Origin of the sequence: Brevundimonas diminuta ATCC 11568, assembly GCF_000204035.1 — a bacterium.
Taxonomy (GTDB): domain Bacteria; phylum Pseudomonadota; class Alphaproteobacteria; order Caulobacterales; family Caulobacteraceae; genus Brevundimonas; species Brevundimonas diminuta.
In genome coordinates this window covers 2,374,411-2,379,993 of sequence record NZ_GL883086.1, presented here as the reverse complement: position 1 = coordinate 2,379,993, position 5,583 = coordinate 2,374,411, and the positions used below count along the sequence as shown (strand labels likewise).

The window sequence follows — 5,583 nt, the reverse complement described above, 5'->3', positions numbered from 1 at the left end:
GTCGCCGCCGCGCCGTCGCGCGAGCGCGACGCCCCGGTCCAGCCGGTGGTGGTCGAACTGTTCACCGCCCAGGGTTGCTCGGGCTGTCCCGACGCCAACCGCACGGTCGAGACGGTGGCCCAGGATCCGGGCGTGATCGTCCTGACCTACGGCGTCGACTACTGGGACTATCTGGGCTGGTCCGACACCTTCGCCCGGCCCGAGTTCGCCGAGCGCCAGCGCGCCTATCGTCAGGCCTTGAAGTTGCGGAACGTCTCGACGCCGCAGGTGGTGATCGACGGACGTCGTCATGTCTCGGGCGCGCGCTCGCCGGAGCTGAAGGCGGCGGTCGAGGCTGAGGCGCAGGGCCGGGGCTGGCCGCCCGAGATCGAGTTCCGCGAAACCGGCGACCGGGTCGGCATCGGTTCGGGCCGCCCGCCGCGCGGCGGGGCTGAAGTCGTCGCCGTCGTCTATCGGCCGGGCCAGCACACGGTCGAGGTCAAGGGCGGCGACAATCGCGGCCGGGCCGTGACCCACGTCAATGTGGTGCGCGAGGTGCGCCGTCTGGGCGACTGGAACGGCCGGCCCGTGCTGTTCCCCCTGCCCCAGGACGCAGGGATCGATGAAGGGGTGGTGGTGCTGTTGCAGGCCAAGGACGATCGTCGCATCCTGTCGTCCGCTGCGCGTCCGGAAACGGGGCGCGATTGAACCGCTGACGGAAAAGGTCTAAAGGCCCGCCGCTCTTGATGGGCGCGCGCCTCCTCGCGCGACCCGGAGAACATTGCATGGTCGGGGATACGCCCCGCGGCGACGCCGCGCCAACCGCCAACGCCTCCTCTTCTGCGAACGCCCAGACTCCGCCTTCCGGCGGGGCGCACGGCCATGGCGGAGGCAAGGCCAGTCACCGCGCCCTGATCCTGGGCGCCATCGGCGTGGTCTTCGGCGACATCGGCACCAGCCCGATCTACGCCCTGCGCGAGGCGACGGCCCACGCTCAGAAGGGCGTCGGCGGCGACCTGGCGATCATCGGCGTGGTGTCGCTGGCCTTCTGGGCGCTGATGGTCGTCGTGACGTTCAAATACGTCATGTTCCTGATGCGGGCCGACAACAAGGGCGAGGGCGGCACCCTGTCGCTGATGGCCCTGGCCCAGCACGCCATCGGTCGACGCAGCGCCTGGCTGTTCGTCCTGGGCGTCTGCGGCGCGGCCCTGTTCTACTCCGACGGCGTCATCACGCCCGCCATCTCGGTCCTGTCGGCCGTCGAAGGCCTGCAGGAGGCGCCGGGCCTGAACGGGCGGTTGGACCCCTTCATCCTGCCGCTGGCGGCGGGCATCCTGATCGCCCTCTTCCTGGTGCAGTCGCGCGGCACGGCGGGCCTGGCCAAATTCTTCGGCCCCATCACCCTGATCTGGTTCCTGTCGCTGGGCCTGCTGGGCGTGGTCCATATCTTCGACGATCTGTCGATCCTGAAGGCCCTGTCGCCCTACTATGGGATCAAGCTGCTGATCGCCGACGGCTTCCTCGGTTTCGTCATCCTGGGCAGCGTCTTCCTGGCCGTCACCGGGGCCGAGGCGCTGTATGCGGACATGGGCCATTTCGGCAAGGCGCCGATCCGCCAGAGCTGGCTGTTCATCGTCTTGCCGTGCCTGACGCTCTGCTACCTGGGCCAGGGCGCCTTCCTGCTGTCGCACCCCGGCGCGGCGGACAATCCCTTCTGGAACATGGTGCCGCAGCTGGCCTATTGGCCCATGCTGATCCTGGCCACGGCGGCCACGGTGATCGCCAGCCAGGCGATGATCACGGGCGCCTTCTCGGTCACGCAGCAGGCGGTCCAGCTGGGCCTGTTGCCGCGTATCGACATCCGCAACACCTCCGAGACCCAGGCCGGTCAGATCTATGTCCCGGCGATCAACAGCCTGCTGCTCGTCGGGGTGCTGTTCGTCCTGGTCAGCTTCCAGTCGTCGCACAATCTGACGGCGGCCTATGGCGTGGCGGTGACGGGGACCATGATGGTCAACACCCTGATGGCCTTCACCGTCGTGCGTCACAAGTGGAAGTGGTCGTGGTGGGCCATCCTGCTGACCCTGGTGCCGTTCGGCTTCATCGACGCGGTCTTCCTGACTTCCAACCTGCTGAAAATCCCGGCGGGCGCGTGGATGCCGCTGGTGCTGGGCGGGGGCTTGGTCATGCTGATGTGGACCTGGGTGCGCGGCTCCCAGATCCTGGCCGACAAGACGCGCAAGGACAGCCTGCCGCTGAATGATCTGATCGAGATGCTGCGCGCCCGTCCGCCGCACCGGGCGCCGGGCACGGCCATCTTCCTGACCTCGGACCCGGACGTGGCGCCCGTGGCCCTGATGCACAACCTCAAGCACAATAAGGTGCTGCACGAGAAGAATATCATCCTGACCGTGCATACGTCCGACCGGCCGCGCGTGCCGGACCTGCAAAGGGTGGCGGTCGAGCCGATCAGCGATGATTTCAAGCGTCTGACCCTGACCTTCGGCTATATGGAGACGCCGAACGTGCCGCGCGCCCTGGGTCTGTGTCGCAAGCAGGGGCTGAAGTTCGACATCATGTCGACCAGCTTCTTCCTGGGCCGTCGCTCGGTCGTTCCTTCCGCCCGCCAGGGCATGCCTCTGTGGCAGGACAAGCTGTTTATCTTCCTGATGCGTAACGCCGCCAATCCGACCGACTTCTTCCGCATTCCGCCCGGCCGCGTGGTCGAGCTCGGCACCCAGGTGTCGGTGTGAGCGGGAGCGCGCCCAAGGGCAGAAGCTCCGCCGCGCGCGGTCGCCGCATCGCCGAAAAGGCGCGCGGGCCGCGTCGTGAATCGACCCGGCAGCCCGTCGCGGACGATCCGCACGCCGACATCGGCGTCGAGGCGCGGCTGGTGGCGGGCATCCTTCTGAACGCGGCGCTGGAGAAGCGCACGGGTCTGGACGAGGCCCTGTCGCAATCGCCCGCGCGCGACCTGCCGCCTCAGGACCGGGCCTTCGCCCGCGCCGTGGCCATGGCGGCCCTTCGCCGTCTGGGCGAGATCGACCAGATCCTCGAGCGTCGTCTGCAGAAGGCGACGCCGCTGGCGGTCATGACCATCCTGCGCGTCGCCCTGGCCCAGACCCTGGTGCTGGAGACGCCCGCTTTCGCCGCAGTGTCTACTGCGGTGAAGCTGGCCGAGCGCGACGCCAAGACGCGGCCGTACAAGAATCTGGTCAACGCCGTGCTGCGCGGCGTCGGCCGTGACGGCCCCGGCCTGACTACGGCCGAATCCAACCTGCCCGACTGGCTGGCTCAGCGTTGGAAGGCGACCTATGGTGAGGCGGCTCTGATCGGCTTGGCCCTGGCCACGCGCGAGGAGCCCGCGACCGATTTGACGGCCAAGCCGGGCGTCGATCCGGCCGAACTGGCGGCGTCGGTCGAGGGCGAAGCCCTGCCTGGCGGCACGGTCCGCACGGGCAAGCGCGGCGACGTCGCCGCCTGGCCAGGTTTCGAGGCCGGCGACTGGTGGGTTCAGGACGCGGCCGCGGCCGTCCCCGCCCGCCTGCTGGCGGTCAAGGCGGGCGAGACGGCGCTGGACCTGTGCGCCGCGCCGGGCGGAAAGACGCTGCAACTGGCCGCCGCCGGGGCGGAGGTCGTCGCTCTGGACCGCTCCGAAACGCGCCTGAAACGTCTGCGCCAGAATTTCGAGCGCATGAAGCTCAAGGCCGAGGTCGTCGCCGTCCCGGCTGAGGACTGGGAAGACGACCGCACGTTCGATGCGGTTCTGTTGGACGCGCCCTGCACGGCCACCGGCACCTATCGCCGCAACCCCGAAGTTCTGCGCGCCACCCGCCCCGCTGACGTGGCCAAGCTGGCCGATGTGCAGCATCGCCTGCTGGACGCGGCCGCCCAGAAGGTGAAGCCGGGCGGCCGTCTGGTCTATTGCGTCTGCTCGCTGGAACGCGAAGAGGGCGAGACGCAGGTCATCGCCTTCCTGCGCCGCAACCCGGCCTTCCGCACCGTTGCCGCTGTTCCCGCCGAAGTCGGCGCTCCGGACGAGGCGCTGACGCCCGAGGGCTGGCTGCGCATTCTGCCCTCGCAGTGGGCCGAGAGGGGCGGGCTGGACGGCTTCTTCGCCGCCAAGCTGGAGCGGATCGCGGACTAGGCCGATGAGCGCGAATCTTTGCAATCGCTACGCCGGTCTGGCGGCGCGGGTCTATGATCTGGACAAGCCGATCGGCCGATCCTTCGGCGACGTGGAATTCTATACGCGCCGGTTGGAAATCCGCGACGGACCCGTGCTGGAGCCGGCGGTCGGTTCCGGTCGCGTGCTGGTCCCTCTGCTCGAGGCCGGGTTCGACGTCACGGGTTTCGACGCCTCTGCGGCCATGTTGGACCTGTGTCGGGCGGCATGCGAGGCGCGAGGTCTGAGGGCGGAGCTGTCTGTGGCCCGCTTTGACGACTTCTCCTATGCGACGCGCTTTGGCGCGGTCGTTCTTCCCGCCGGCTCATTCCAGCTGATCGCCACGGCCCAGGAAGGTCTGGCGGCGCTGAAGCGCTTCCATGACCATCTGCAGCCGGGCGGCCGTCTGATCCTCGACCTTGATCCCGTCTCCGCTGTCTTGGCGCCGCCGGGACCGACGCGGCGCTGGACCGATGCGAACGGCGACCTGCTGACCCTCGCCGAGGAACGCATCGATTCCGATCTGCTGAACCAGACGGTCGTCTCGCATCTTCGCTATGATCTTTGGACGGACGGTCGTCTGAGCGCATCGGAGCTGGAGCTGTTCGCCCTACGCTGGTGGAGCGTCGAGGAGATGCGGCTGGCGTTGGGTGCGGCGGGTTTCGTCGATGTCATCGTCTCCGGGGGCTACGAGCACGGGCGGCTCCCGCGACGCGAGGATGACGTCATCACCTTCGAGGCGCGGCGCCCTTTGTAACATCGCAAGTCGGACCGACGTCGTCCTCAGTCCTCGTCGTCCTCGATGGCGTGGATCTGGTCGTCGTCCAGGCCCAGGTGGTGGCCGATCTCATGGATCAGGACGTGGGCGATGATCTCGGCCAGGCCGACGTCGCCGCGCTCGCACCATTCGTCGAGGATGGGCCGGCGGTAGAGGAAGACGCGCGACGGCTCCGGCGCCGGACCCATGGCGTCGCGTTCGCCGATGTGGACGCCGGAATAGAGGCCGGTCAGCTCGAACGGGTCTTCGATCTCCAGATCACGCAGGATCTCTTCGTCGGCGAAGTCGTCGACGCGGATGACGACGTCTCCGGCCGCCTGGCGAAACAGGTCGGGCAGGCCGGCGAAGGCCTGTTCGGCCAGGCGGGCGAAATCGTCGAGCGAGGGGGCGAGCTGGTCGGTCCAGGGCGTGGTCATGTCGGGGATATCGCCCGCGTCGCGTCGGGCCGCAATCGCAGAGGCGGCCGCGCGTGCATGGGCCGCATCGCAATTCGCCCAATCAGAGTATGGTAAACGACGAATCGGCCTGTCCTGAAGGGCGGCCGGACATGGATCGGATTTTCTGGGGAAGGCATGGCCGAGGCGGATCTCGCGGCCGACATCGCCTTTGCGGCCACGGCGGGGGCGGCGGGGCTGGCGCTGGCGGTCAGCGTCTGGGCCTG

5 protein-coding genes are annotated in these 5,583 nt (G+C 68.6%); 4 read left to right on the top strand and 1 reads right to left on the bottom strand.

Features of this window, described 5'->3' with window-relative positions; all coding sequences use genetic code 11:
• The 4 genes from BDIM_RS15460 to BDIM_RS15445 form a co-directional block, all read left to right on the top strand.
• On the top strand, window positions 1-687 hold a 687-nt coding region (locus BDIM_RS15460), incomplete at its 5' end, for a DUF1223 domain-containing protein (protein ID WP_050796760.1).
• Window positions 688-764: 77 nt separating this feature from the next.
• Window positions 765-2,732, top strand: coding sequence for a potassium transporter Kup (locus tag BDIM_RS15455; protein ID WP_003166508.1), 1,968 nt, complete (start codon window positions 765-767; stop codon window positions 2,730-2,732).
• Window positions 2,729-4,126 carry an RsmB/NOP family class I SAM-dependent RNA methyltransferase gene (locus tag BDIM_RS15450; protein ID WP_088491478.1) on the top strand — a complete coding sequence of 466 codons (1,398 nt, stop codon included), beginning with the start codon at window positions 2,729-2,731 and terminating at the stop codon, window positions 4,124-4,126. The genes BDIM_RS15455 and BDIM_RS15450 overlap by 4 nt, the downstream gene beginning before the upstream one ends.
• Window positions 4,127-4,130: 4 nt before the next feature.
• Complete coding sequence (locus tag BDIM_RS15445; protein ID WP_003166507.1) at window positions 4,131-4,901, top strand: class I SAM-dependent methyltransferase; 771 nt, start codon at window positions 4,131-4,133, stop codon at window positions 4,899-4,901.
• Window positions 4,902-4,927: 26 nt separating this feature from the next.
• On the opposite strand, the gene BDIM_RS15440 is transcribed toward BDIM_RS15445, so the two are convergent.
• Entirely contained in the window at window positions 4,928-5,338 is a 411-nt protein-coding gene (locus BDIM_RS15440) for a metallopeptidase family protein (RefSeq protein ID WP_003166506.1), read from the bottom strand.
• Window positions 5,339-5,583: the final 245 nt, after the last annotated feature.

Coding starts and splice junctions, on each gene's coding strand:
- BDIM_RS15455 (WP_003166508.1), top strand. CDS start 765: ATGGTCGGGGATACGCCCCGCGGCGACGCCGCGCCAACCGCCAACGCC.
- BDIM_RS15440 (WP_003166506.1), bottom strand. CDS start 5,338: ATGACCACGCCCTGGACCGACCAGCTCGCCCCCTCGCTCGACGATTTC.
- BDIM_RS15445 (WP_003166507.1), top strand. CDS start 4,131: ATGAGCGCGAATCTTTGCAATCGCTACGCCGGTCTGGCGGCGCGGGTC.